A 26,533-nucleotide genomic window follows, 5' to 3' on the forward strand; every position below is an offset into this window, starting at 1 on the left:
ACTACTTATCTATCAAAGATAATATGAGTAATTTTAGTCAATTAGTCTAGAGTACGTTGAATTTCAACGATTTCGAATACTTCGATTTGGTCACCAACGCGAACGTCATTGTAGTTCTTAACGCCGATACCACATTCGTAGCCATTCTTAACTTCTTGAACGTCATCTTTAAAGCGACGTAGTGACTCTAGTTCACCTTCGTAAATAACAACGTTATCACGTAGAACACGGATAGGGTTGTTGCGCTTAATTAGACCTTCAGTAACCATACAGCCAGCGATTGCGCCCAGTTTCGGTGACTTAAATACGTCACGAACTTCAGCAAGACCAATGATCTCTTGCTTGAATTCTGGAGCAAGCATACCGCCCATTGCCTGTTTCACTTCGTCAATCAATTGGTAAATGATTGAGTAGTAACGTAGGTCAACTGCTGCGGCTTCAACTGCACGACGAGCAGATGCATCAGCACGTACGTTAAAGCCAAGAATGATTGCGTTTGAAGCTTCTGCTAGTACTACGTCAGTCTCAGTAATACCACCAACACCAGAACCAACGATGTTCACTTTCACTTCGTCAGTCGATAGTTTCAGTAGTGAGTCTGCGATAGCTTCTACAGAACCTTGAACGTCAGCTTTAAGTACAACGTTAAGCTCTGCGACTTCACCGGCAGTCATGTTAGAGAACATGTTCTCTAGTTTAGATTTCTGCTGACGAGCAAGTTTCACTTCACGGAACTTACCAGCACGGTAGTTAGCAACTTCACGCGCTTTACGTTCATCACGTACTACTGTAGCTTCGTCACCTGAAGCTGGCACACCTGAAAGACCAAGGATCTCTACAGGAATAGACGGGCCTGCTTCTGTGATTTCTTGACCTAGTTCGTCGCGCATTGCACGAACACGGCCGTACTCTTGACCACAAAGTACGATGTCGCCTTTATGTAGCGTACCAGATTGAACTAGTACTGTAGCAACTGGACCACGACCTTTATCAAGACGAGATTCAACTACCACACCAGACGCCATTCCTTCTTTCACAGCTGTAAGTTCTAGAACTTCAGATTGAAGAAGGATTGCTTCTAGCAGACCATCAATGTTTGTACCCTGTTTTGCAGAGATGTGAACGAACATGTTCTCACCGCCCCATTCTTCAGGGATTACGTCGTATTGAGCTAGCTCATTCTTAACGTTGTCTGGGTTCGCATCTTCTTTATCGATCTTGTTCACAGCAACAATCAAAGGAACGCCTGCCGCTTTCGCGTGCTGGATCGCTTCTACTGTTTGTGGCATTACGCCATCATCTGCTGCAACTACAAGAACAACGATATCTGTCGCTTGAGCACCACGAGCACGCATAGCAGTAAACGCCGCGTGTCCAGGAGTATCAAGGAACGTGATCATACCGTTTTCAGTTTCAACGTGGTAAGCACCGATGTGCTGTGTAATACCACCCGCTTCGCCTGAAGCAACGTGTGTACGACGGATGTAGTCAAGTGTTGACGTTTTACCGTGGTCAACGTGACCCATGATCGTTACAACTGGAGCACGAGGTACTGATTCAGCATTAGTATCGCGGTCAGATAGTACTGCTTCTTCCAGTTCGTTCTCTTTACGAAGAACAACTTTGTGACCCATTTCTTCAGCAACAAGCTGTGCTGTTTCTTGGTCGATCACTTGGTTGATAGTCGCCATAGCGCCCATCTTCATCATCACTTTGATAACTTCTGTCGCTTTAACCGACATCTTGTTAGCAAGTTCTGAAAGAACAATTGTTTCGCCAATCACAACATCTTGCTTAGCAACAGTCGCCGACTTATCAAAGCCGTGCTGCATTGATGTTGGTTTAGCTAGCTTACCTTTACGGCCGCCTTTACCGCCACGTTGGCTACGACCGCTATTGCGTGCCTGCTCGTCTTTAGTCGAAGGTTTTTTCTTCTTCTTATTACGACGACCGGCTTCTTCTTTGCGATCTGCTTCATCTTCGGCTTCACGTGCGTATTGTGAAGTCGTTACATGGTAATCTGTATCTTCCATATCACCCTTTTTCTCTTCTGCAGCAGACCAACGCTCTTTATTCTTTTCAGCCAATTCGCGAGCTTCCTCAAGCTTGCGCTGACTTTCCTCTTCAGCCTTACGCTTAGCTTCTTCTTCCTGACGACGTTTAAGCTCGTCGGCCTCTTTTCGCGCTGCTTCTTGCTTAATTTTCTCTTCAGCATCACGTTTTGCTTTTTCTTCAGCATTACGTTGTGCATTCGTATCTGCGTCGCGCTTCGCTTTTTCTTCAGCTTCGCGTTTCGCTTTTTCTTCCGCTTCACGTTTTACAGCATCTTCAGCTTCACGTTTTGCAGCTTCTTCAGCTTCACGCTTAGCAGTTTCCTCTGCTACGCGTTTTGCTGCTTCTTCTGCTTCACGTTTTGCTACTTCTTCTGCTTCGCGCTTAGCTTCATCTTCAATTGTGCTACGCTTCACGTATGTACGTTTTTTGCGCACCTCAACCTGAACATTCTTACTCTTACCACCACCCGCATTCACACTAAGTGTACTACGAGTTTTACGCTGAAGCGTTAGGCGAGTCGGCTCTGCATCACCAGATTTATCACCGTGTTCTTTCTTTAGATGAGAGAGAAGCTTTTGCTTCTCTTCATCAGTTACATTGTCAGAGCTCGCCTTTTTCATGCCAGCGTCAGCAAGTTGTTCAATCAAGCGGTCGACTGGCGTACCAATCTCATCACTCAGTGCTTTAACTGTTAATTGTGTCATGCCGCTTTCCTCCTTGCCGAAATTATGCTTCTTCGCCGAACCAACAGATGTTACGTGCGGCCATAATTAGCTCGCCTGCACGTTCTTCGGTCAGGCCTTCGATACCTTCTAAATCGTCAATGCCTTGGTCAGCTAGATCTTCCAGTGTCGCTACACCTTTAGCTGCCAGTTTGAATGCCATTTCGCGCTCTAGACCTTCAAGACCTAGTAGATCGTCTGCAGGCTCTAGACCTTCAAAAGATTCTTCTTGTGCTAATGCAATTGTTGTTAGCGCGTCTTTCGAACGACCACGTAGCTCTTCTACAAGCTCTTCGTTTAGGCCGTCGATTTCTAGAAGCTCGTTAACTGGAACGTATGCGATTTCTTCTAGAGTAGAGAAGCCTTCTTCAACAAGCAGCTGAGCAAAGTCTTCTTCGATGTCTAGGTACTTCATGAAGTTTTCGATAGACGCTTGTGATTCTTCAGCGTGTTTCTTCTGAAGATCTGCAACTGTCATTACGTTCAGCTCCCAACCCGTTAGCTGAGATGCTAAACGTACGTTCTGACCGTTACGACCGATAGCCTGTGCTAGGTTGTCGGCTTCAACTGCGATGTCCATTGAGTGTGCATCTTCATCCACGATGATAGAAGCTACGTCTGCTGGAGCCATTGCGTTGATAACGAATTGCGCTGGGTTATCATCCCAAAGCACGATATCGATACGCTCACCACCAAGCTCACCAGAAACAGCTTGTACACGTGCGCCACGCATACCAACACACGCACCAACAGGGTCAATACGTTTGTCATTTGTTTTCACTGCGATCTTAGCGCGAGAACCAGGATCACGAGCAGCACCTTTCAGTTCGATGATTTCTTCAGCGATCTCAGGAACTTCTACACGGAATAGTTCTTCAAGCATTTCAGGCTTAGAACGAGTGATAAACAATTGGAAACCACGCGCTTCTGGAGCAACTTTGTACAGAAGACCACGTACACGGTCACCTGGACGGAAATTTTCACGAGGAAGTTGGTCATCACGTAGGATTACCGCTTCTGCGTTGTTACCTAAGTCAAGAACGATTGTGTCGCGGTTTACCTTCTTAACAACACCAGTGATTAGATCACCTTCGTTGTCGATAAACTGCTCAACGATTTGTGCACGTTCAGCTTCACGAACTTTTTGTACAATAACTTGCTTAGCCGTTTGAGTCGTAATACGGTCAAACGTTACTGATTCGATTTCATCTTCTACGTAATCGCCTAGCTCAACTGAATCATCTTCATATTGAGCAGCTTCTAGAGAGATCTCTTTCGTTGGGCTTTCTACTTGGTCAACAACCAACCAACGACGGTAAGTTACAAACTCACCAGTTTTACGGTCAATAGCAACACGAACGTCGATTTCGATTTCGTACTTTTTCTTTGTAGAAGTCGCTAGAGCAATCTCAAGAGCTTCAAAGATACGCTCACGAGGTACCGCTTTTTCGTTCGATACCGCTTCTGCTACCGCTAAAATTTCTTTACTCATTGTATTTAGCCTCTAAGCTTAAACTTTTTTAGGGACCTAAAATTTAGGGATCAGGTTAGCTTTTGAAATGTTACTTAAAGCAAACTCTTCTTGCTGACCTTCAACAGTAACTGTCACTGTTTCGCCATCCACGCCGTGGATAATGCCTTTCCACTTACGACGGTTTGCTACAGCCATTTTCAAAACGATGCTGACCTCGTGACCAATAAATTGCTCGTAATGTGCTGCTTTGAATAGTGGTCTTTCTAAACCTGGAGAAGACACTTCTAGGCTGTAAGCAACAGAAATTGGATCTTCAACGTCTAACACTGCACTTACTTGGTGGCTAACTTCTGCACAGTCGTCCACGTTAATACCATTTTCATGGTCGATGTAGATGCGTAACGTTGAATGCGCGCCAGCACGAATGAATTCTAATCCAACTAACTCATAGCCTGATGCCTCTACTGGCGCTTCAAGCATTTCAGTAAGTTGTCTTTCTAAACCAGTCATTTAAACCACTCCAGAAACAAAAAAAGGGCTCAGAGCCCAATCAAAAAACCAAGCAGTGACCTGAGTCATTTAAAAAACTCAGATAACAAAAAACCCCGATAGTCGGGGTTTTATGCTGCTGGACCCTGATACGTTAAGAATAGTCAAAATTACTTTTCTTAACTCGTAGTGTGGTTAGCACTACGCAAACTTGCCAATCTGCAACTTCTTTATTCAAAGAAGGAGATTGGTTGCGGGGGCCGGATTTGAACCGACGACCTTCGGGTTATGAGCCCGACGAGCTACCAAGCTGCTCCACCCCGCGTCCGACTTGCTGAGCATTATACTCGCAAACAAGTGATTTACAAGTTTGTAAATACATGGTGCCGAGAGAGGGACTCGAACCCTCACACCTAAGGCACTAGCACCTCATGCTAGCGTGTCTACCAATTTCACCATCTCGGCACAAAACCTTACAGCTTATTGAGGAATTTCATCACCAGTAGGTGCTGGAACTTCACTCGCTGCGTCTTTAACTTGCTCAACTACTGGTTGACCTAATGTTGGGTCTACCCATTGAGACTCGGTCTTGTGTGTAGACATACGACCAAGTAGCAAGCTAACGACAAAAAATACGGTTGCTAAAATAGCAGTTGTTCGGGTTAAGAAATTACCTGAGCCACTAGCACCAAACACTGTGTTTGAAGCACCAGCACCGAACGAGGCTCCCATATCTGCGCCTTTACCTTGTTGAATCAACACAAGGCCAATCACACCAAGCGCTGCCAACAGGTAAATCACAAGTAGAACTGAAAACATTTTTTCCACCTATGTTCCAAATTGTTGAGCCAGCGCCGTTCAATATCGAAACATCGTTAATGAACAAGGCTAGCGACCTCCTAACGGGAGGCGGAGCAATACTAGCGAAAGCAAGTAACGCTGACAAGGGAAAATTAGTAAAAAATCAATGCTGGCGGGTTAAGCGCTCAAAAAAAGGGCAAAACTTGCCCTTTTCTTTCTTTAAATACGTTAAAGCAATGATTAACAACTTGCTTTTACTGCATCCGCAATCTTAAGCGCTGAGCTTTGAACAAGCTCGGCATCTTCACCTTCTACCATTACGCGAATCAAAGGCTCTGTACCTGATTTACGTAGTAAAACGCGACCTTTATCGCCTAGTTCAGCTTCAACTTCTTCTACAGCAGCCAGTACTGCTTGCGCTTCTAGAGGGTTGTTTTCACCAGCGAAACGTACATTTTCTAAAACTTGTGGGTAAAGCGTCATGCCTTGCGACAAGTCGTGCAGAGACATATCACTACCAACAACAGAAGCAAGCACTTGTAGAGCTGCAACAATCGCGTCTCCCGTTGTTACTTTATCTAGCAAGATAACGTGACCAGAGTTTTCGGCACCGATCTTCCAGCCTTTAGCCAGCAATTGCTCCATTACATAGCGGTCACCGACAGCTGCACGAACAAATGGAATGCCTAATTGCTTCAGGCCATTTTCCATACCTAGGTTAGTCATCAACGTACCAACCACGCCACCTTTTAGTTCACCACGACGCAAAGCATCACGTGCGATGATGTAAGCAATTTGGTCACCATCGACTTTATTACCTAAATGGTCAACCATGATGATACGGTCGCCGTCACCATCGAATGCAAGACCAAGATGAGCTTGCTCTTCTACAACGCGTTTTTGTAGCGCGCGAACGTCTGTAGCACCGACTTCTTCATTGATGTTGATACCATTTGGCTCAACACCCATCGCGATTACATCTGCACCAAGTTCTTTGAAGACATTTGGAGCAATATGGTAGGTAGCACCATGAGCGCAATCAACGACGATCTTTAAGTTAGAGAGACTTAGTGTCGATGGGAATGTGCTTTTACAGAACTCGATGTAACGACCTGCAGCATCATTTAAACGAGTCGCTTTGCCCAATTCAGAAGACTCAACACATTCAATGTCTTTGTCCAATTCAGCTTCGATAGCAAGCTCGATATCATCAGGTAATTTTGTGCCCTCAGATGAGAAGAATTTAATACCGTTGTCGTAATATGGGTTATGCGATGCAGAAATCACAATGCCCGCTTCTGCGCGGAAAGTTTGCGTTAAGTAAGCGACAGCAGGTGTCGGCATTGGACCTGTGAAAGTTGCCTTCAGACCTGCGGCAGCAAGACCTGCTTCTAGTGCAGATTCAAGCATGTAACCAGAGATACGAGTATCTTTACCAATAATAACTTTCTTTGTGCCTTGTTTTGCTAATACACGACCAGCAGCCCAGCCAAGCTTAAGTACGAAGTCTGGAGTGATTGGGTACTGTCCAACTTTACCGCGTACACCGTCCGTACCAAAGTAACGTCTTTTATTCGACATAAACTTACCTTTATTATTTTTAAATATTGTTTTGCGTCATTTCGACAATTTTCATTGCTTCAATAGTTTCTTCAAAATCATGAACACGAATGATCTGCGCGCCTTTCATGGCAGCAATCGTGGCACAAACGACACTGGCGTTAGTGCAATCTGCTGCGGGCTTATTAAGCAGCTTGAAAATCATTGATTTACGAGACATGCCCGCCAAGATAGGCAGACCGAACTCATGAAACTTCTCGAGATGAGCTAGCATATGATAATTGTGTTCAATGGTTTTGCCAAAGCCAAAACCAGGATCGAGGATAAGTTGAGACTTATTGATACCTACAGCTTCACAAGCAGCTATGCGCTCTTCCAGAAACTGAGCAACGTCATCCATCAAGTTCTCGTACTGAGGGCTTTCCTGCATAGTTCTAGGTTGCCCCTTCATATGCATTAAGCAAACAGGTAGTTTTGATGCAGCCGCAACTTGAAGTGCACCAGGTTCTTGTAACGCACGGATATCGTTAATTAGATCCGCACCAACAGCGATAGCCTGACGCATTACTTCTGCTTTACTGGTATCGACAGAGATCCATACATCGTATTTTTCGCGGATGGCCTTTACAACAGGAACAACGCGTTGCAGCTCTTCTTCTAGAGAGACATCTGGCGCACCAGGGCGTGTAGACTCACCACCAACATCAATGATGCTAACCCCTGCGGTAATCATTTTTTCAACTTGAGCAAGAGCAAGTTCTAAAGAATTGAATTTACCACCATCAGAAAATGAATCAGGGGTAACATTAAGAATCGCCATTACATGTGGACGAGAAAGGTCGAGAGATTTGTTATTTGCTGTAATAATCATAATAAATACAAAAACCCCGAGCTAACTCGGGGTTTATTATTATCAACACTCTTTATTCAGAGTCTTTCTTTTCTGGAACTTCACTTGAAGCAGAATCTTGAGAAGTAACTTGCTCTGCGGCATTCGCAGAATCCGTTGCTTTCTCTTCCTCTTTCACTTCAGGCGTTGCTTGAGGCTTATCGTCATCCTTTGGCTTATTCATTGGGTTATCACCCCAGCCTGCTGGCTCACGAATTTCCGCTTTACGTTCCATGAGATCATCAATTTGGCGAGCATCAATGGTTTCATACTTCATTAGCGCATCTTTCATCGCATGCATGATGTCCATGTTGTCTTCCAAAATCTTTTTCGCACGGTCGTAGTTGCGGTCGATGATTTGACGAACCTCATCATCGATCAGCTTAGCGGTATCATCAGACATGTGTTTAGTCTGCGTTACGCTACGACCAAGGAATACTTCACCTTCATCTTCTGCATAAAGTAGAGGACCAAGTTTTTCAGAGAAGCCCCATTGTGTCACCATCTTACGAGCAATATCAGTCGCACGTTCAATGTCGTTGGAAGCACCTGTCGATACTTTTTCAGGACCGTAAATTAGCTCTTCAGCAAGACGACCGCCATACAGGCTTGAAATCATAGATTCTAAGTGCTGACGAGACATACTTACTCGGTCTTGTTCTGGCAAGTACATCGTTACACCAAGTGCACGACCACGTGGAATGATAGACACTTTGTACACAGGATCATGCTCAGGTACTAAACGGCCAACAATCGCGTGACCAGCTTCATGGTAAGCTGTTGACTCTTTGGTCTCTTCTGACATCACCATAGAACGGCGCTCTGCACCCATCATGATTTTGTCTTTCGCTAGCTCAAACTCAACCATAGAGACATTGCGTTTGTTGCCACGTGCAGCAAATAGTGCAGCTTCGTTAACTAAGTTTGCTAGGTCAGCACCAGAGAAACCTGGCGTACCACGAGCGATTAGAGAAGGCTCTACGTCACCAGCTAATGGCACTTTGCGCATGTGTACTTTTAGAATCTGTTCACGACCACGTACATCAGGAAGACCTACAACTACTTGACGGTCAAAACGACCCGGACGTAGCAATGCAGGGTCTAATACGTCTGGGCGGTTGGTCGCAGCAATAACGATAATACCTTCGTTGCCCTCAAAACCATCCATTTCTACTAGCATTTGGTTCAGTGTTTGCTCACGTTCATCGTGACCACCACCTACACCAGCACCACGCTGACGACCTACAGCATCGATTTCATCGATAAAGATAATACAAGGCGCGGCTTTCTTCGCTTGCTCGAACATGTCACGTACACGAGACGCACCAACACCAACGAACATTTCTACGAAATCGGAACCTGAAATAGTAAAGAACGGTACTTTTGCCTCACCTGCGATAGCTTTTGCAAGTAACGTTTTACCCGTACCTGGAGGACCAACCATTAAAACACCAGTTGGAATTTTACCACCCAGTTTTTGGAAACGGCTCGGATCACGCAGGTAATCAACAAGTTCTTTTACGTCTTCTTTTGCTTCGTCACAGCCTGCAACATCAGCGAAAGTGGTTTTGATTTGTTCTTCGCTCATCATACGAGCTTTACTCTTACCGAAAGACATAGCGCCTTTACCGCCGCCGCCTTGCATTTGACGCATGAAGAAAATCCACACACCAATCAGTAAGATCATTGGGAACCAAGAAATGAAAATTGTGCCAAGCAAGCTTTGCTCTTCAGGAGGCGTACCTTGCACTTTCACGTTTTGGTTAATTAGGTCATCTAGAAGCTTCTGATCATACACAGGCATGTAAGTGACCATTTTGGCACCGCCGCCACGACGAACAAAGCTAATTTCACCGTCTTTAAAAGTTGCTTCTTGAATCTGGCCTTGGCCAACTTCCTGTACAAACGTGGTGTAATCCACGGTTCTGCCATTGCTTTCTCCAGGGCCAAAGCTCTGGAATACCGACATCAATACGACAGCGATAACAAGCCACAGAATTAAATTTTTTGCCATGTCACTCAAGGTGTAAGCCTCTCGATAACTAATTGTAATTAAAGGTAGGGTACTACAGTTCACTCACTGTAGCTATAGTGTTAACACGCTCCCGAAAGAGCAAAATAGTTAACCTTTGTAACCAGTGGCTACAACAAAGACTTCTCGGGAGCGAGCTCGCGATGAGTCTGGTTTTCTGATTTTTACGACTTTAAACATGTCTCGGACTTCTTTCACATATTGATCGAAGCCTTCACCCTGGAAAACCTTTACGACAAAGCTACCATTAGGCGCTAGAACTTGTCGACACATATCTAAAGCCAATTCAACTAAATACATTGCGCGTGGTTGATCGACAGAGTTGTTACCTGCAATGTTCGGCGCCATATCAGACATTACAACATCAACCATTGATGGTTGAATTCTATCAAGCAACGCCTCTAACACGGCATCGTCTCGGAAGTCACCTTGCAAGAAACTTACACCAGCTATTGGATCCATAGGAAGTAAATCACAAGCAATAATCTGACCACTATCTCCTACTATTTTAGCAGCATATTGAGACCATCCACCCGGAGCAGCACCTAAATCGACCACTGTCATGCCAGGTTTTAACAACTTATCTTTTGTTTGGATTTCATCAATCTTGAAGTACGCACGTGAACGATATCCTTTTTTACGGGCTTCATTCGCGTATTTATCATCAAAGTGTTCTTTCAACCAACGACCAGAACTAGCCGAATGTTTTTGTTTACTCATTTTAATCCCAACAAGGCGCAAATAGGAGCTATTGTTTTAATAGGCACAACCTATTACTCAATAAATTATAGTCTTCAGCAATAGATGGCGTTAAAATAGCTTTTTTCAACCCTTATTTTAAAGAAAATTGGCCGCGTAATGAACCTAAGCACCAAACAAAAGCAGCACCTAAAAGGCCTGGCTCACAGTTTAAAACCTGTTGTGCTAATGGGCGCAAATGGACTTACAGAAGCCGTGCTAGCAGAAATTGAAATCGCTCTAAACCATCACGAACTGATCAAAGTAAAAGTTGCTTCAGAAGATCGTGAAACAAAACAGCTAATCATTGACGCTATCGTACGTGAGACAGGCGCTGAAAAAGTTCAGACAATTGGTAAAGTGCTTGTGCTATACCGCCAGTCTGAAGAGCGTAAAATCGAAATTCCTCGTAAGTAATTCACTTACGTTGTTGAAGAAAAAGGTCGCCATTGGCGACCTTTTTTGCATTTAACAAATAGTGGGCATTCAAGATGCCACTTAGATGTATTCAACTCGGTCAATTTCGAAATCTTTCGCTCCACCAGGAGTCTGGATAGCAACCTCGTCGCCTTCCATCTTGCCGATCAAGCCACGAGCAATTGGAGAGCTCACTGAAATACGGCCAGCTTTAATATCAGCTTCATCGTCACCAACAATCTGATATGTCTTTTCTTCATCGGTATCGACATCAATCAAAGTCACCGTTGAACCAAAGATAACCTTGCCAGTGTTTTCCATTTTAGTTACATCAATTACTTGCGCAACAGATAGCTTATATTCAATGTCACGGATTTGCGCTTCACAAATACCCTGCTCTTCTCGAGCGGCATGATATTCAGCATTTTCCTTCAAATCACCTAGTTCTCGTGCTTCAGCAATCGCTTCTGAAATTTGAGGACGTAGCTTAAGTAGACGTTCTAGTTCTGTACGTAGCATTTGTTCGCCACGTAGTGTCATTGGAACTTTTTCCATTATGTAACCTCAAGCCCAAATGGGTCTTTGGACAATAAAAAGCCCACCCAGTCGTAGGACTAGGTAGTGCGGTTAAAGATGTATTTTCAACTAGTGTAAACAAACTCCTGAGCGAAATCATCTTAATTCGAAATTCAACATTGCTATGCCTTTGCAGCATAACGAACCGAATCAATTTTAGATCCAATCATTATCGCAATTTATTGAAAAACAACACTGTTCATTACACTAAAAACATCAAAAAACATAAAAACTAATCAATGTCAGGCCAATGTCATTGAAGTATTAACTCATTAAAACCAACCACTTAACAAACAACCAGTCACAATCGAACAGTGTTCATCAGCATGATTTATATCATTTTACTAACTCATCATGAAACTTTAGCAGTAAAACATGTCCAGCAAGTTGTTACATCAAAGGCTTACAGTTGCGGAAAACTCTCGCAGATGAAGCCAAATATAGACCAATGACTTGTGAGAGGTCATCTCTCCCCCATACAACAATGATTATGGACAGCTAACTAGGACAAATAAGATGAAAAAGACTCTAATTGCTCTTTCTGTATCTGCAGCAGCTATGGCAACTGGCGTTAACGCAGCTGAACTTTACAACCAAGACGGCACTTCTCTAGAAATGGGCGGCCGCGCTGAAGCACGTCTATCTATGAAAGATGGCGACGCTCAAGACAACTCTCGTATCCGTCTAAACTTCCTTGGTACTCAAGCTATCAACGACAACCTTTACGGTGTTGGTTTCTGGGAAGGTGAGTTTACTACAGCTGAAAACGGCGGTGTAGATGGAAACAGCAACCTAGACACTCGTTACGCATACGCTGGTCTTGGCGGTGCATGGGGTGAGTTCACTTACGGTAAAAACGAAGGTGCACTAGGCGTTATCACTGATTTCACAGATATCATGGCTTACCACGGTAACTCAGCAGCTGACAAACTAGCAGTGGCTGACCGTTCAGACAACATGATGTCTTACAAAGGTCAATTCGAAAACCTAAGCGTTAAAGCTAGCTACCGCTTTGCTGACCGTACAGAGCTAAAAGCAGACGGTACTCCTGCTGGTGAAAACGATCGCGTTGATCACTACTCAGACAACAAACAAGACGGTTACTCTCTATCTGCAATCTACGCAGTAGCAGACACAGGTCTTGAGCTAGGTGCTGGTTACGCAGACCAAGACGAAGCTAACGAATACATGCTAGCTGCATCTTACACTATGGGTGACCTATACTTCGCTGGTATCTTCACTGACGGTGAAAAAGCGAAAACTGAAGGTGACTACACTGGTTACGAACTAGCTGGTGCTTACACTCTAGGTCAAACAGTATTCACAACAACGTACAACAACGCAGAAACTAACAACGAAACTTCTGCTAACAACTTCGCTGTTGATGCATCTTACTACTTCAAGCCTAACTTCCGTGGTTACGTTTCATACAACTTCAACCTAATCGACTCTGGCGATAAACTAGGTAAAGTTGGTGGCAACACTACAGCATCTAAAGCTGATGCAGAAGACGAGCTAGCTCTAGGTCTACGTTACGACTTCTAATTCCAGTCTTTAGACTTGAATACTCAGTGCCCGCTTATTGCGGGCATTTTTTTATCTTTCATTTTTCATCTTAATAGCGCGTTCTTCTAACCACTTTGTCTCAATATTAATGATGAACAAAGCATTCTTGGATGCGCCTAGCATATTGAGTGGACTTGCGTATACTCAATCACATAACTAACCCTAGAAAATCACACTATGCGTTTACGTTGGCCTCTACTCATTTCTTCTCTTATTTTTCCGCTATTGTCTTATGCGTATCCTCATCAAGAGGTATTGCCAGAGGGCGCCCGTATCAGCTTAGTTGCAGAAAAACTAAACGAAAGTTCCACGCTCGATGGTATCCGTCCAACAGACCAACTATTTCCACCAGCGAGCACATTAAAAATTGTCACAGCCTTAGCTGCTAAATTAGAGTTAGGGGACAGCTTTGCATTTCGAACAAAGCTTGAAACCTCGAATTCCGATGCCGTTATCTACTTTGTCGGAGATCCCACCCTACAAACACAAGATTTGAAAGCGTTGCTGTCATTGGCGAAAAAAAATGGTTTAACGCGCATTAACGGTGACTTGTGGTTAGACAACAGTGCCTTTACAGGGTATGACCGAGCGGTGGGTTGGCCGTGGGACATTCTGGGGGTTTGCTACAGCGCTCCGGCTTCTAGCATTACACTCAACAACAACTGCGTCCAAGCTTCTATCTATACGCAAAAAGATGGCGGGACTCGAGTCTATGTGCCTGAGCATCAACCTATTCGTGTTAAAAGTTCGGTCGAAACCGTTTCTAAGACGATTCAAAAGAGCCGCCATTGCGATTTAGACCTGCTTGCTCACCCAGACAATCACTACGAATTAAAAGGATGCTTAGTTGAACGAGAAAAGCCGCTACCTCTCAAATTTGCGGTTCAAGATCCTGAACGTTATACCAGTCAAAATATCAGTACGTTACTCAAGCAATTAGGAATTGAGCTCAAAGGCAAAATTAAGATTGGTTCAGCGCCACAGAAACAACGTAAATTGATGGCATTACATCAGTCAAAGCCGCTACCCGATTTACTTGATGACATGCTCAAGCATTCTGACAATTTGATCGCAGACACATTAACGAAAACATTGGGTGCGAAGTTTTTTGTTCAACCCGGAAGTTTTACCAATGGCACAGAAGCGATCAAACAGATCATTTTCGCCAACACTGGCATCGATATCCGTAACGCACGCTTGGAAGATGGATCGGGCCTTTCAAGAAACAACCGTATTTCTGCGACCAAAATGGCAGAAATCCTACGTTATATCTGGAAAAACGAAAAAACACTGAAGCTGATTGCCATCATGCCTAAATCAGGCGAGTCGGGTACGCTGCAATACCGCCAAAGCATGCGGAATGCCCCAATTAAAGGTCAACTGATTGCGAAGAGTGGTTCATTGTACGGAACCTACAACATGGCGGGTTATGGTTTAGATAAAAATGGCCAGCCGAATACTATTTTCGTCCAGTTTGTCTCAGACTACTTTCCAGAAAAAAGGGACGATAACAAACCTGTCATCGCCCCTATTACGCATTTTGAGCAGTTATTTTACCGTGACATCGTGAATTTTAGTCAGGCGATACCTAAGAAGTAATTCACCACAGTAAAGTAAATCCACATACCTGATATATCAACGATTGATGCAAGCACAGGGCTCACCAATACGGCTGGGTCTAGCTTGCAAGCACGGGCAATTATTGGCAACAAACCGCCAAGCGTTGTGGAAATTGAGACTTGAATAAACAAAGCAACGGCGATTGCAAGTGCGATGTCTGTCAGTTCAAAGCCCCCCGTAGATTGGCCGGCACTAAAAAGCATAATGCGCCCCACCATAACTATTGCGATCGCTAATGCGAGACACAGCGCTACGCGACTTTCTTTCCAAAGTACTGCTAACCACTGACGCTTTTTAAGCTCACCTGTGGCCAATGCACGAATGACCAATGTGGCCGCTTGAGTACCCGTATTACCACCAGCCGCCGCAATCACCGGCATGTACACTGCAAGTAAAACCAGTTGGCTCAATGTATCTTCATACTGAGCAATAATCAGCCCAGAAACGATCCCCAATAAAGCGAGAGCAATAATCCAGCCGATTCGCTGCTTTACATGCTCTAGTACGCCTGTTGATAAGTAACCGTCAGGAGTATCAACTTCCGACACATGCAAACCCAATTGGTGCGCATAGTGACGCGCACGCTTATCATGACCCGCATGCTCAAGTTGAGACATCAAACTGTTCACATACCCTACAGAACAGTGCTTCAAAATCCCCACCGCTTCATCTATTGGCATGATGGTGAGCAAATGAAGTTGCTGCTCTTGATCGTATTTCAAAAACGCATTGCGAGCTGCACCAATTTCTACTTCAGAAAAGTTTGGTGTTGTTTCAATAAAAGTGTTGTTCATTACCGTCATGGCGAATCTCCCGATTGGCATTGGTAACGACCATCGACAACACAAGCACAAGCTCATCACGCCTTTATGCCGATAGATGACACAAACACGCGAATTCACCAATGCAAAAGCACTGTCTATTCAGAATGTATGAAGGAAATAACGAGAAGAAAATTAGAAAAGATGCCTCACCACTCGGGTAAGACGGAGATCGCCAATACCGAAGCGGGTTATTTCGCTCCCTTAATCTTACTCACCCAACGACTGGGAGGATGGTCGGTATTGTTCATGTAAATCTCCGATATCGCTGCCCTGATTGGCAGCGCAAGTATAGTAGCAAAGTTAATCCATATTTACAGGTGGGCTTTGTTCTTTTTTTGCCAATTTTAGGAACAAAAAAAGCGCCCATTGGGCGCTTCCATACGTAAAAATTATGGATTACTTGATCGTAATACGTGCAAATTTACGTTTACCAACTTGGAATACGTAAGTACCAGCTTCTGGTGCAAATTTAGCGTCGGCAACTTTCTCGCCTTCAACCTTTGCTGCACCTTGTTTTACCATGCGCATTGCTTCAGACGTTGACGCACACAGACCAGCATCTTTTAGAAGATTCGCTACTGGTGTACCTGCATCAAAGTCAAATTCTGGCATTTCGTCAGGGATTTGGTTCTTAGCGAAACGGTTCACAAACTCTTGCTCTGCCGCATCAGCATCGGCTTCACTGTGGAAACGCGCAATGATCTCTTTAGCAAGTAGCACTTTGATATCACGTGGGTTTTTACCCGCTTGAACATCCGCTTTAAACTGTTCGATTTCCTCTAGAGGACGGAACGATAGCAGCTCGTAGTAGCTCCACATTAAGTCATCAGAGATCGACATGATCTTACCAAACATTTCGCTTGGCGCTTCACTGATACCAATGTAGTTACCCGCAGACTTAGACATCTTCTTCTCGCCGTCTAGACCAACAAGAAGCGGCATCATAAGTACAACTTGAGGCTTTTGACCGTGAGATTTTTGCAGTTCACGCCCCATTAGAAGGTTGAACTTCTGGTCTGTACCACCTAATTCAACGTCCGTTTCCATCGCGACAGAGTCCCAACCTTGCAGAAGTGGGTACATGAACTCATGGATAGCAATTGGTTGACCGCCTGCGTAACGCTTTTTAAAGTCGTCACGTTCTAGCATACGAGCAACGGTTTGGTTTGCAGCAAGACGAATCATACCTTCTGCGCCCAGCTCAGACAGCCACTCAGAGTTAAACTGAATTTTAGTCTTCGCAGGATCTAGAATTTTGAACACCTGTTCTTTGTACGTTTCAGCATTACGCAATACGTCTTCGCGGCTTAGCGGTGGACGAGTGGTGTTTTTACCTGTTGGGTCACCAACCATTGCAGTGAAGTCACCGATTAGGAACGTCACTTCATGACCTAGTTCTTGGAACAAGCGAAGCTTATTGAAAATAACCGTATGGCCTAGGTGAATGTCAGGTGCTGTTGGATCGGCGCCCAATTTAATACGTAGAGGACGACCTTCTTTTAGTTTTGCGATTAGCTCTTCTTCTGGAATCAGCTCTTCAACACCGCGCTTAATCTCGGCTAGTGCAGCTTCAATGCTCGCCATTCTTGTTCACTCCCACAGATTTGGCAAAAATATAATAGCTGAACATATTACTTGAATAGCGATGCATTTTGAAACACGTTAGACTAGGTAGTTGTCACTTTTTCCGTTTAATTTAGCAATCAAGTACCTCATGCATTCGATTTTTGTCCGACTTCCACTCTTGCACAAAGTATTGATCGGTTTTTTTAGTGCTCTGATCATCATTGCACTGTTCTTTCTGCCCGATCCGCAAGACCTCAACCCGCAACAAAGCCGATTAAAAGTTGGTCAACACTATCCTGTGCCGATCTCACTTGAATTGACGACATTAAATGGATCTTCTCAGATGTCTTCGGTTTTGCGCTGGGAAACTTACAAAGTAAAAAATGGCGAGAGCGCCGCCATTCTATTTAATCGAGTGGGACTCTCTGCTCGTCTACTGCACGAGTTAGTGTCCTCCGATAAAGAAATTGAACAGCAGTTAACTCGTCTTCGTCCGGGCGATAAATTGCAATTTGGTTTTGGTGAGAAAAACGACTTGGTTCAACTGCGCCGTACGCTAAGCGCATTTGAAACCTTTCGCATCAAACTGCAAGACGGCAAATACGTTTCTGAGGTCGATAAAAAAGAGGTCGATTACCAATTCAACTACGCCGAGGCAACCATCAAATCCAACTTCTGGAACGCAGGAATTTCGTCTGGCTTGAATGGCAACCAAATCATGGAGCTAGCAGGAATTTTTGGCTGGGATATCGACTTCGCACTCGATATTCGCAAAAACGACTCTTTCCGAGTGCTGTATCAAGAAGAAGTTGTAGAAGGTGAAGTCATTGGTCGCGGAAAAATCATCGCTGCGATATTCAAAAACCAGGGCGATACGTTTACGGCTATTTTAGATGAGAAAACGGGCAAATATTACGATGAAAATGGCCGAGCGATGAAAAAAGCCTTCTTGCGCGCTCCACTGGATTTCCGTCGCGTGACTTCAAACTTTAACCCACGTCGTCTTCACCCAGTGACGGGTCGAGTACGTCCTCACCGAGGCACTGACTACGCAGCACCTGTTGGTACGCCAATTTGGGCCGCTGGTGATGGTGTGGTGCAAAAATCGGCTTACAACAAGTTCAACGGGAACTACGTGTTCATCAAGCACAGCAACACATACATTACCAAGTATCTGCACTTAACGAAGCGCACAGTCAAAACGGGTCAACGTGTTAAACAAGGTCAAACTATCGGTACGCTTGGTGGAACAGGTCGTGTGACAGGACCTCACTTACATTATGAGTTCCTAGTAAATGGCGTGCACAAAAACCCAAGAACAGTGAATTTGCCGCAATCCAAATCGTTAACAGGTAAAGCAAGACAAACCTTCATGGCGAATGCAAAAGTCAGTATGGACAAGCTGGATCGTTACAGTAAGTTACTGGCAATGAGATAAACGGAAAAGTAAAAAGAGGCAGCATTACGCTGCCTCTTCGCTTTCATCAGGTTCGGGCTTAGCAAGATGATCTCTTCCCAACATAAGCAAACAAGGCGTAAGCACCAACGTCAACACCGTAGCGAATGCTAATCCCCCTGCTACTGCCGTCGCTAACTGAGACCACCATTGCGTACTCGGCGCACCAAATTCGACTTTTTGATTAACTAAATCGATGTTCATTTCTAGAACCATCGGTAACAACCCTAAAATGGTCGTAATTGTGGTTAATAGCACCGGTCTCAAACGTTGCACACCGGTCCGCAGGATAGCCTCTGCTTTGTCCAGTCCTCTTTTTCGCATTTGGTTATAAGTATCAATCAGTACAATGTTGTTATTAACTACGATACCAGCCAAGGCAATCACGCCAATGCCAGACATGATGATGCCGAATGGTTTTTGGAAAATAAGCAACCCAGCAAAAACCCCGACCGTTGAAAACAGCACCGCACTCAAAATCAAAAATGCCTGATAAAAGCTGTTGAACTGCGTGATGAGAATGAGCGCCATGACGCCAAGAGCCACAACAAAAGCGTTTTGCAAGAATGCTGATGAGTTTTCCTGCTCCTCATTTTGACCCCGAATCTTATATTCAACGCCTTCCGGTAAACCGAGCTGTTCCATTTCAGCCGCAATTTTTGGTAACTCAAGCGCCAAATTGTAGCCTTCCACCATATCCGCTTTAATGTTGATAACTCGATGACCATCAACACGACGGATAGTATCTTGCTTGTGGTCTGGCTTAATTTGAGCAAAGTTGGTTATAGGCACTAAACCTGCAGCGGTTTTCACTCTTAGCTGATCGAATCGACCAATATCTCGCTTCTCTTGTGGGTAGCGCACCAAAATATCGACTTCTTCATCCGCATCGTCAGGTAAATAGCCCCCTATTTTCAGACCATTCGTGACAAATTGAACTGTATTTCCCACCAAAGTTGCATCGGCAGCAAAACGAGAAGCGTCGTCGCGTCGAATGTCAATTTGCCAGTCAATCCCCTCTTTATTGGTGGTATCACTCAAATTAGTCAGTGCTGGGTTGCTATCAGCCCAAAGCCTAACGAGCTTCGCGGCGTCATCTAGCTCGCCTATACTCCTACTTCGAGAAGAAACTTCAATCACCAAATCATGTTCAACCGGAGGGCCGGCATCCGGGAATTTGTACTCTAACTCAACGCCATAAAATTGGTCAGTGGTAGATTTTAGCTCTTCAATGATCGTTTTGACTTTACGACGATATTGCCAATCCACAGGAGTTATTTGAATCTGACCGATTTCGTCACCATTATCGCTCGATCCAGTGCGAGTGTAGACACTTTCAAACTCATCATGACCCAGCATGACCTTTTCAATTTCTCGCATTACGATATCTTTCTCATTAATGGAAAGATCCCCGTAAGAGCGTACTTTTACGGTGAAAAATGGCGGGTCGACTTCAGGGAAAAACTCAGCTCCTAACCCCGCTTTACTGTAAGTAAATCCAACACCACCCGCCAGCAATACCGCGATCAGCAGCACTTTCCAAGGATGTTGAATCGCCACAAACAAGGTTTTGTAATAAAGCTTGGTAATTCCTGTCGCTTTCTCAAAGTTTCCGTTGTGCAACTCCACCATTTCTTGTTGGGCTTTAGGATTGATAACCTGAGGTTTACCAATAATGCCGCCAATAACAGGCACAAATAGCAAAGCCATCACCAATGACGCCGCTAACGTCGCGATTAGCGTTAACGGTAAGTACTTCATAAACTCACCGGTAATATCCGGCCAAAAAAGAAGCGGAGCAAATGCCGCCAACGTAGTCGCGGTAGAGGCGGTGATCGGCCATGCCATGCGTTTGGCTGCGTCTCGGTATGCCTCTTTACGCGGCGTGCCTTCTTGCATTCTCCGATCGGCAAACTCAGTGACGACGATTGCACCATCCACCAGCATGCCGACCGCCATGATTAAGGCAAACAGCACCACGATGTTTACGGTAAGACCAAAAACCGAGAGGACTAACAACCCCGTTAAGAAAGAGCCTGGAATAGAGATCCCAACCAACAAAGCCGTTCTTACCCCCAAGATCGCGATAATAACGATGACCACCAAAATGATTGCCGAGAGAATGTTGTTTTGCAGATCACTAAGCATTAGCTTGACATCATCCGACTGATCCCAAGTGTATTTAACCTGCAAATTACTTGGCCACTCTGCTCGCAGTTGCCCTTGAGCAATCACCTCTTTAACTAACGCGACGGTTTCAATAATGTTCTCGCCAGCACGCTTTTTCACGTCAAGCACAATGGCAGGCTCACCATCCAAGCGGGCAAAGCTTTCTGGGTCACGAAACGCTCGGCGAACTGTGGCCACATCACCAAAGGTGATCACTTCTTTGCCATTCACTTTGATGGGCAATTCGAGAACATCTTTCAGAGAATCAAATACCGACGGAACTTTGACCGAAAAGCGCCCATATCCAGTATCGACAAAACCAGCCGCAACCACTCGGTTGTTTAGTGCGATCAAGTTATAGATATCGGCCTGATCCAATCCATAGCTTTCCATTAGAAGGGGATCAACCACGATCTCGACAATATCTTCACGATCACCAGCAATATCGACTTCCAAGATCTGACGGAAGCTTTCTAGTCTGTCACGCAACGTTCGTGCGATTTGAACAATGGTTCTCTCTGGCACCGTGCCATAAAGCACAACAGTTAAAACAGGCTCCTCTGAAGCAAAAGTGACTTCATTGACCGTAGGTTCATCACTGTCTGCAGGTAACTTAGGTTTCGCCAGATCGACCGCGTCGCGAACATCCGCCATCGCTTTATCGAGATCCACGCCGACGCTAAACTCCAAAGTGACTGAGGCGTGGCCTTCGGAGGCAACCGATGTCATCTCTTTCACCCCTTCAATTGAGCGCAGTTCTTGTTCGATAGGACGAACCAGTAAACGCTCAGCATCAGTTGGAGAAATGCCTTGATGCCCAACAGAGACGTAAATGATAGGAATAGTGATATCGGGGCTAGATTCTTTTGGGATAGTGACGTAAGTAATGACCCCTGCGATGAGGATCATCACCAACAAGGTCAACATCGTTCTTGATCGGGATAACGCAGCGTCAATTATGCTAAACATGCTGCCTCCCTATTTTTCGGCCGCATCGGCAGCGACATCACCGACTTTATTCGCAATCACGGTATCGCCATCACGAACAAACCCCTGTCCTAATACAATGATGTCCGCTTGCTCGCCAAGCCCAGATAACCAAACGCCATCTTCTTCTGCTTTGACTAACTGGATAGGAACAAACTTAACGTGTTCATCTTCCAGTGTTTTGACACCTAAATTCCCTTCTTCATCTAACGCCAACATTGCAGCGGTAATTTTAATCGCTAGCACTTCATTCAAAGGGAGCTGCACTTCCGCACTGATCCCCGCAGGGATGAGCGAATTACGATTATCTATTTCGATTTCAATCGGAAACGTATTGGTCGATACGGAGGAAACGCGACCAATATAACGTAAAGTCCCCAAGTGATGCTGACCATTGATAGTTCTGACATCCGCTTGAAGACCTTCTTTAAGATACTGGATATGGCGCTCGCTAACGTCGGCCTCAATGACCAGAGTCTCTAAATCAATCACTGTCGCTATTGGATCGCCCACACCGACAAAGTCACCCACTTCGACAAAATGATGATCAACAATGCCATCAAAGGGCGCTTTAACTTCGGTATTCTTGACAGCGGTTTGGACATTATTGAGGTTCGCTCTTGCATCGACTAACGCGGCTTCCGCAGTCGCAAAGGCTACCTCGCCTTGTAACCCCCTGCTTTTGAGCGATTTTGCGGCATTAAACTCCTTTTCTTTCACTCGCAGCATGGCCTGAGCGCGTTTGAGCTGACTGTCCAAATCCCGCTTATCAATGTTAGCAATCACTTGTCCTTGCTTAACAAGTTGCCCTTTATTGATGTTGAGACTGACAATTTTGCCGGCCACTTCTGCACCAAGACGAGCTTGGCGATTAGGTGCGGTTCGGCCATAAAGTTCTATCGTTTTACTGGTAGGTTTTGCGGTGAAAGTATCAAACATCACCTTAGCTAAGGGCGTGTTTTCAGATTGGAGAGATGGGGATGAGGTGTGGTCACCTTGTGCTTTGAGCTGCCCAGCAGCCAACCAAGCAACAAGTAGCAAAATAAGGATGAGAGATACTAGCCATGGACGTTCGACAAAACGTCGCCCAAACGAAGTTCCAGACATACAAAGTCCTTTTTATTATTCTCTCCTGCGGAGCGCTGAGAGCATGTTTACGTGACATCCTGCTACGTAAAACTCAGGCAGCCAATTGGCTGCCTGTCATCGCGTCAATTACACGCTAAATGATGCACCACAACCACATGTGGTTGTTGCATTCGGGTTGTTAACGAAGAAGCGAGCGCCTTCCAACCCTTCGGTGTAATCCACAATGCCACCAATCAGGTATTGCAGGCTCATCGGGTCAACAACCAGTGTTACGCCACTGTTTTCGATGGTTGTATCACCGTCATTTACGTTCTCATCGAAAGTAAAGCCGTATTGGAAGCCGCTACAACCGCCACCAGTAATGTATACGCGCAATTTCAATGCTGGGTTTTCTTCTTCTGCAATCAGTGCCTTAACGCGAGATGCTGCAGCATCAGAAAAAGATAATGGTACGTTTACTTCGCTCACGAAGACCTCTCTCACTCGTGTAATGCGTCAAGCCTGGAGCAAGACGTCAAATTTGTGCTAATTGAGGACGATTATCCAATACCTGACAAACTCGTTCAAGTATTCGCCGCCGATTCTTTAGATTGGTCGCTGATATGTAAGATTACACTGCGAAACAACACATAAATTAAGCAAAACGTTTCTAACTTGATTATAGCTAGGTACAATGCGCCCCACTTGGTCCGAGCAATCAAAAGAGGATAACCCCATGACCAAATCATCAGAGCTGTATCAAAAAGCTCAGCAAACCATTCCTGGCGGTGTAAATTCACCAGTTCGTGCATTCAACGGCGTTGGCGGTTCTCCGCTATTTATCGAACGAGCAGACGGTGCACTGATTTTTGATGCCGATGGTAGAGCGTACATTGATTACGTTGGCTCTTGGGGTCCAATGATTCTTGGCCACAACCACGCCGTTATTCGTGAAGCAGTTATCGACGCTGCACAACGTGGCCTGAGCTTTGGCGCACCAACAGAGATGGAAATCGCGATGGCAGAGCTAGTGTCTGAACTCGTACCATCAATGGAACAAATCCGTATGGTAAGCTCTGGTACAGAAGCAACCATGAGTGCGATTCGTCTCGCTCGTGGCTTTACTGGTCGTGACAAGATCATGAAGTTTGAAGGCTGTTACCACGGTCACGCAGACAGTTTGCTAGTAAAAGCAGGCTCTGGTGCACTAACTCTAGGCCAACCAAGCTCTCCAGGTGTTCCTGCAGACTTTGCTAAGCACACGCTAACAGCAACATTTAACGATCTAGATTCTGTACGCGAACTGTTTGCAGCGAACAAAGGTGAAATCGCATGTATCATCGTTGAGCCAGTGGCGGGCAACATGAACTGTATCCCACCAGTAGAAGGCTTCCATGAAGGCCTGCGTGAAATCTGTGATAAAGAAGGCGCACTGCTGATTTTTGATGAAGTAATGACAGGCTTCCGTGTTGCACTTGGCGGCGCACAAGCACACTACAACATCAAACCAGATCTAACCACGCTAGGTAAAGTAATCGGCGGCGGTATGCCAGTGGGTGCTTTCGGTGGCCGTAAAGAAGTGATGCAATACGTTGCGCCTACAGGCCCTGTTTACCAAGCTGGTACGCTTTCTGGTAACCCAGTGGCAATGGCTGCAGGTTTTGCCTGTTTGAATCTTCTAAAAGAAGAAGGCAATGAAAAACGCCTAGCTTCTAAAACTAAGCAACTGGCAGATGGCTTTAAGTCTCTAGCAGAGAAACACGGTATCCCACTAGTTGTTAACCAAGTGGGCGGCATGTTCGGCTTCTTCTTCACTGACCAAGAAACAGTAACTTGCTACGAAGACGTAACTAAGTGCGACATCGAACGATTCAAGCGTTTCTTCCACTTAATGCTAGATCACGGCGTATACCTCGCGCCATCAGCATTCGAAGCAAGCTTTACGTCTCTAGCGCACGGTTCAAAAGAGATCGACGCGACACTAGAAGCTGCGGATCGCTGTTTTGCAATCATTGCGGCAGAAGCAAAATAAGCGCTATACGCAAGTTATAAGAAAAGGACCGGAAGGTCCTTTTTTATTGCCAGTTCAAAATTACCAAGACAGCTAACACGCCTAGAACAATGCCAAACCACGGAATACGTTTGGTTTTCTTCTCAGATTTACATTTCTTATCGCCGTTACAACAACCCATTTTTCATCTCTTGATTGATAACCATCTGATTTGTAGTCATTATAACAAGGTCATTTACCCCTTCCCAATTCAGCTGTGTCATAAGGCTGAAAGGAAAGCCGGTGCAAAGTAATAAAGGTTTCGCGCTGATATCAACGCGAGCCATTGTAAACGTCATCCGTAAGTTGGATTTATCTCATGCCAAACAACGTAAAAATCACGTCGAGTCATCGTGTATTAATGATCGCTCTACTCGCCGCTGCTTTTGCTTGCTATTTATTGGTCGAGCCTTACATCAATTCGATCGTAATGGCTTTCATTATCTCACTGCTTATGTTTCCTGTGCATGAATGGTTTGAGCGTAAAATGCCAAAACACAAAAATTCGGCATCGCTGCTCACGTGCGTAGTTTTGACTTTCATTATTGTCATTCCACTACTGTTTGTGTTTGCTGCAATTGTTCAACAAGGCTCCGTTTTTTCTCAGAATACGTACAAATGGGTCACCAATGGTGGCATTCAAGACATCTTCCAACATCCTTGGGTTATCAAAGGTCTATCCATTGTTAATGAGTACTTGCCTTTCGATAAAATCGAGCCAAAAGCCATCGCCGAAAAAATCGGGCAATTTGCTACCACTTTTGGTTCAAACCTTGTCGCGATCAGTGCGAAAATTCTGGGTGATGCAACAAACTTCTTGATGGATTTTTTCCTGATGCTGTTTGTGCTTTTCTTCCTATTACGTGACCACGACAAAATCATTTCGGCAATTCGACATATTCTGCCTCTCTCTCGTAGCCAAGAAGATAGAATCTTGACCGAGATAGAACAAGTTTCGAAGTCCGCAGTCATGGGCTCCTTTTTAACGGCTATCGCGCAAGGCTTAGCGGGCGGTATCGGTATGTGGCTAGCTGGCTTCCCTGGCCTATTCTGGGGAACAATGATGGGCTTTGCTTCCTTCATTCCAGTTGTCGGTACGGCGTTGATCTGGATACCCGCCGCCGCGTACTTGTTCCTCACCGGTGATATGACGTGGGCAATCTTCCTAACCGCATGGAGTGTAGTCATCGTCGGTTCGATTGATAACTTGCTGCGTCCATTGTTGATGCAAGGCAGCGCAGGCATGAATACCTTAATGATTTTCTTCTCATTATTAGGTGGTCTGCACTTATTTGGTTTGATTGGTTTGATTTATGGCCCGCTGATTTTTGCGGTCACCATGGTGCTGTTTAATATCTATGAAGAGGAATTCAAAGACTTCCTCAACCAACAAGACAACAGCTAGCCGCTACTGAATAGTAAGCAACAGCTTCAAGCTTGGGCCAGATTGTGCGAAAATCTGGCCCTAATTATT

At 45.0% G+C, this 26,533-nt stretch carries 20 protein-coding genes and 2 tRNA genes; 6 read left to right on the plus strand and 16 right to left on the minus strand.

Annotated features, from left to right (window positions below; translation table 11 throughout):
- Positions 1 to 41: 41 nt before the first annotated feature.
- From infB to rlmE, 10 genes are all read right to left on the minus strand, one after another.
- Positions 42 to 2,759, minus strand: coding sequence for a translation initiation factor IF-2 (gene infB / locus ACF8OV_RS01815; protein ID WP_005481598.1), 2,718 nt, complete (start codon positions 2,757 to 2,759; stop codon positions 42 to 44).
- A 22-nt stretch (positions 2,760 to 2,781) separates the two neighbouring features.
- Positions 2,782 to 4,269, minus strand: a complete 1,488-nt coding sequence (gene nusA / locus ACF8OV_RS01820; protein ID WP_203503846.1) for a transcription termination factor NusA — start codon at positions 4,267 to 4,269, stop codon at positions 2,782 to 2,784.
- 36 nt (positions 4,270 to 4,305) lie between these two features.
- On the minus strand, positions 4,306 to 4,761 hold the full coding sequence (gene rimP, locus ACF8OV_RS01825; RefSeq protein ID WP_005456065.1) for a ribosome maturation factor RimP: 456 nt from the start codon (positions 4,759 to 4,761) through the stop codon (positions 4,306 to 4,308).
- Between the two features lie 227 nt (positions 4,762 to 4,988).
- Positions 4,989 to 5,065 (minus strand) — tRNA-Met (locus ACF8OV_RS01830).
- Positions 5,066 to 5,121: 56 nt separating this feature from the next.
- Positions 5,122 to 5,205: transfer RNA gene (locus ACF8OV_RS01835), tRNA-Leu, on the minus strand.
- Positions 5,206 to 5,220: 15 nt separating this feature from the next.
- Positions 5,221 to 5,559, minus strand: a complete 339-nt coding sequence (secG, locus tag ACF8OV_RS01840; protein ID WP_005481580.1) for a preprotein translocase subunit SecG — start codon at positions 5,557 to 5,559, stop codon at positions 5,221 to 5,223.
- Positions 5,560 to 5,781: 222 nt separating this feature from the next.
- Complete coding sequence (gene glmM, locus ACF8OV_RS01845) at positions 5,782 to 7,122, minus strand: phosphoglucosamine mutase (protein WP_005481562.1); 1,341 nt, start codon at positions 7,120 to 7,122, stop codon at positions 5,782 to 5,784.
- Between the two features lie 19 nt (positions 7,123 to 7,141).
- Entirely contained in the window at positions 7,142 to 7,972 is an 831-nt protein-coding gene (gene folP, locus ACF8OV_RS01850) for a dihydropteroate synthase (protein WP_021454076.1), read from the minus strand.
- Positions 7,973 to 8,024: 52 nt separating this feature from the next.
- On the minus strand, positions 8,025 to 10,004 hold the full coding sequence (ftsH, locus tag ACF8OV_RS01855; RefSeq protein ID WP_017447709.1) for an ATP-dependent zinc metalloprotease FtsH: 1,980 nt from the start codon (positions 10,002 to 10,004) through the stop codon (positions 8,025 to 8,027).
- A 108-nt stretch (positions 10,005 to 10,112) separates the two neighbouring features.
- Complete coding sequence (gene rlmE, locus ACF8OV_RS01860; RefSeq protein WP_005494062.1) at positions 10,113 to 10,742, minus strand: 23S rRNA (uridine(2552)-2'-O)-methyltransferase RlmE; 630 nt, start codon at positions 10,740 to 10,742, stop codon at positions 10,113 to 10,115.
- A gap of 138 nt (positions 10,743 to 10,880) precedes the next feature.
- On the opposite strand from rlmE, the gene yhbY reads away from it, so the two are divergent.
- Entirely contained in the window at positions 10,881 to 11,177 is a 297-nt protein-coding gene (gene yhbY, locus ACF8OV_RS01865; RefSeq protein ID WP_005380066.1) for a ribosome assembly RNA-binding protein YhbY, read from the plus strand.
- 81 nt (positions 11,178 to 11,258) lie between these two features.
- Here the strand turns inward: yhbY and greA are convergent, their stop codons facing one another.
- Entirely contained in the window at positions 11,259 to 11,732 is a 474-nt protein-coding gene (gene greA / locus ACF8OV_RS01870; protein ID WP_005485311.1) for a transcription elongation factor GreA, read from the minus strand.
- A 537-nt stretch (positions 11,733 to 12,269) separates the two neighbouring features.
- On the opposite strand from greA, the gene ACF8OV_RS01875 reads away from it, so the two are divergent.
- Positions 12,270 to 13,298 carry a porin gene (locus tag ACF8OV_RS01875; RefSeq protein ID WP_021486773.1) on the plus strand — a complete coding sequence of 343 codons (1,029 nt, stop codon included), beginning with the start codon at positions 12,270 to 12,272 and terminating at the stop codon, positions 13,296 to 13,298.
- A 198-nt stretch (positions 13,299 to 13,496) separates the two neighbouring features.
- Complete coding sequence (dacB, locus tag ACF8OV_RS01880; protein WP_193229114.1) at positions 13,497 to 14,918, plus strand: serine-type D-Ala-D-Ala carboxypeptidase; 1,422 nt, start codon at positions 13,497 to 13,499, stop codon at positions 14,916 to 14,918.
- Here dacB and ACF8OV_RS01885 read toward each other — a convergent pair.
- Positions 14,897 to 15,742 carry a magnesium transporter gene (locus ACF8OV_RS01885; RefSeq protein ID WP_005494055.1) on the minus strand — a complete coding sequence of 282 codons (846 nt, stop codon included), beginning with the start codon at positions 15,740 to 15,742 and terminating at the stop codon, positions 14,897 to 14,899. The two genes, dacB and ACF8OV_RS01885, sit on opposite strands and share 22 nt — an antisense overlap.
- Positions 15,743 to 16,159: 417 nt before the next feature.
- A complete protein-coding gene (gene tyrS / locus ACF8OV_RS01890) occupies positions 16,160 to 17,347 on the minus strand; it encodes a tyrosine--tRNA ligase (RefSeq protein ID WP_005479092.1) in 1,188 nt (395 codons plus the stop codon).
- A 130-nt stretch (positions 17,348 to 17,477) separates the two neighbouring features.
- On the opposite strand from tyrS, the gene ACF8OV_RS01895 reads away from it, so the two are divergent.
- Positions 17,478 to 18,767, plus strand: a complete 1,290-nt coding sequence (locus ACF8OV_RS01895; RefSeq protein ID WP_203503844.1) for a peptidoglycan DD-metalloendopeptidase family protein — start codon at positions 17,478 to 17,480, stop codon at positions 18,765 to 18,767.
- Between the two features lie 24 nt (positions 18,768 to 18,791).
- Here ACF8OV_RS01895 and vmeK read toward each other — a convergent pair whose 3' ends face one another.
- From vmeK to erpA, 3 genes are all read right to left on the minus strand, one after another.
- The gene (vmeK, locus tag ACF8OV_RS01900) at positions 18,792 to 21,923 is read right to left on the minus strand and encodes a multidrug efflux RND transporter permease subunit VmeK (RefSeq protein WP_203503842.1); all 3,132 of its coding nucleotides are present in this window, start codon (positions 21,921 to 21,923) and stop codon (positions 18,792 to 18,794) included.
- Between the two features lie 9 nt (positions 21,924 to 21,932).
- Positions 21,933 to 23,048 carry a multidrug efflux RND transporter periplasmic adaptor subunit VmeJ gene (vmeJ, locus tag ACF8OV_RS01905; protein WP_140353222.1) on the minus strand — a complete coding sequence of 372 codons (1,116 nt, stop codon included), beginning with the start codon at positions 23,046 to 23,048 and terminating at the stop codon, positions 21,933 to 21,935.
- A 108-nt stretch (positions 23,049 to 23,156) separates the two neighbouring features.
- Positions 23,157 to 23,498: an iron-sulfur cluster insertion protein ErpA gene (erpA, locus tag ACF8OV_RS01910; protein ID WP_005461279.1), complete on the minus strand. Its 342-nt coding sequence runs from the start codon at positions 23,496 to 23,498 to the stop codon at positions 23,157 to 23,159.
- A 247-nt stretch (positions 23,499 to 23,745) separates the two neighbouring features.
- Here erpA and hemL point away from each other — a divergent pair, with 247 nt between their 5' ends.
- On the plus strand, positions 23,746 to 25,041 hold the full coding sequence (gene hemL, locus ACF8OV_RS01915; RefSeq protein WP_029807354.1) for a glutamate-1-semialdehyde 2,1-aminomutase: 1,296 nt from the start codon (positions 23,746 to 23,748) through the stop codon (positions 25,039 to 25,041).
- 337 nt (positions 25,042 to 25,378) lie between these two features.
- The gene (locus ACF8OV_RS01920) at positions 25,379 to 26,464 is read left to right on the plus strand and encodes an AI-2E family transporter (protein WP_005461253.1); all 1,086 of its coding nucleotides are present in this window, start codon (positions 25,379 to 25,381) and stop codon (positions 26,462 to 26,464) included.
- The last annotated feature ends 69 nt before the right edge of the window (positions 26,465 to 26,533 follow it).

Origin of the sequence: Vibrio sp. GLN_1 (genome assembly GCF_043106015.1) — a bacterium.
GTDB lineage: Bacteria > Pseudomonadota > Gammaproteobacteria > Enterobacterales > Vibrionaceae > Vibrio > Vibrio parahaemolyticus.

What these genes read in the sequence shown, in the direction of transcription:
- infB (WP_005481598.1), bottom strand. Translation starts at nt 2,759, where the DNA reads ATGACACAATTAACAGTTAAAGCACTGAGTGATGAGATTGGTACGCCA.
- nusA (WP_203503846.1), bottom strand. Translation starts at nt 4,269, where the DNA reads ATGAGTAAAGAAATTTTAGCGGTAGCAGAAGCGGTATCGAACGAAAAA.
- rimP (WP_005456065.1), bottom strand. Translation starts at nt 4,761, where the DNA reads ATGACTGGTTTAGAAAGACAACTTACTGAAATGCTTGAAGCGCCAGTA.
- secG (WP_005481580.1), bottom strand. Translation starts at nt 5,559, where the DNA reads ATGTTTTCAGTTCTACTTGTGATTTACCTGTTGGCAGCGCTTGGTGTG.
- glmM (WP_005481562.1), bottom strand. Translation starts at nt 7,122, where the DNA reads ATGTCGAATAAAAGACGTTACTTTGGTACGGACGGTGTACGCGGTAAA.
- folP (WP_021454076.1), bottom strand. Translation starts at nt 7,972, where the DNA reads ATGATTATTACAGCAAATAACAAATCTCTCGACCTTTCTCGTCCACAT.
- ftsH (WP_017447709.1), bottom strand. Translation starts at nt 10,004, where the DNA reads ATGGCAAAAAATTTAATTCTGTGGCTTGTTATCGCTGTCGTATTGATG.
- rlmE (WP_005494062.1), bottom strand. Translation starts at nt 10,742, where the DNA reads ATGAGTAAACAAAAACATTCGGCTAGTTCTGGTCGTTGGTTGAAAGAA.
- yhbY (WP_005380066.1), top strand. Translation starts at nt 10,881, where the DNA reads ATGAACCTAAGCACCAAACAAAAGCAGCACCTAAAAGGCCTGGCTCAC.
- greA (WP_005485311.1), bottom strand. Translation starts at nt 11,732, where the DNA reads ATGGAAAAAGTTCCAATGACACTACGTGGCGAACAAATGCTACGTACA.
- ACF8OV_RS01875 (WP_021486773.1), top strand. Translation starts at nt 12,270, where the DNA reads ATGAAAAAGACTCTAATTGCTCTTTCTGTATCTGCAGCAGCTATGGCA.
- dacB (WP_193229114.1), top strand. Translation starts at nt 13,497, where the DNA reads ATGCGTTTACGTTGGCCTCTACTCATTTCTTCTCTTATTTTTCCGCTA.
- ACF8OV_RS01885 (WP_005494055.1), bottom strand. Translation starts at nt 15,742, where the DNA reads ATGACGGTAATGAACAACACTTTTATTGAAACAACACCAAACTTTTCT.
- tyrS (WP_005479092.1), bottom strand. Translation starts at nt 17,347, where the DNA reads ATGGCGAGCATTGAAGCTGCACTAGCCGAGATTAAGCGCGGTGTTGAA.
- ACF8OV_RS01895 (WP_203503844.1), top strand. Translation starts at nt 17,478, where the DNA reads ATGCATTCGATTTTTGTCCGACTTCCACTCTTGCACAAAGTATTGATC.
- vmeK (WP_203503842.1), bottom strand. Translation starts at nt 21,923, where the DNA reads ATGTTTAGCATAATTGACGCTGCGTTATCCCGATCAAGAACGATGTTG.
- vmeJ (WP_140353222.1), bottom strand. Translation starts at nt 23,048, where the DNA reads ATGTCTGGAACTTCGTTTGGGCGACGTTTTGTCGAACGTCCATGGCTA.
- hemL (WP_029807354.1), top strand. Translation starts at nt 23,746, where the DNA reads ATGACCAAATCATCAGAGCTGTATCAAAAAGCTCAGCAAACCATTCCT.
- ACF8OV_RS01920 (WP_005461253.1), top strand. Translation starts at nt 25,379, where the DNA reads ATGCCAAACAACGTAAAAATCACGTCGAGTCATCGTGTATTAATGATC.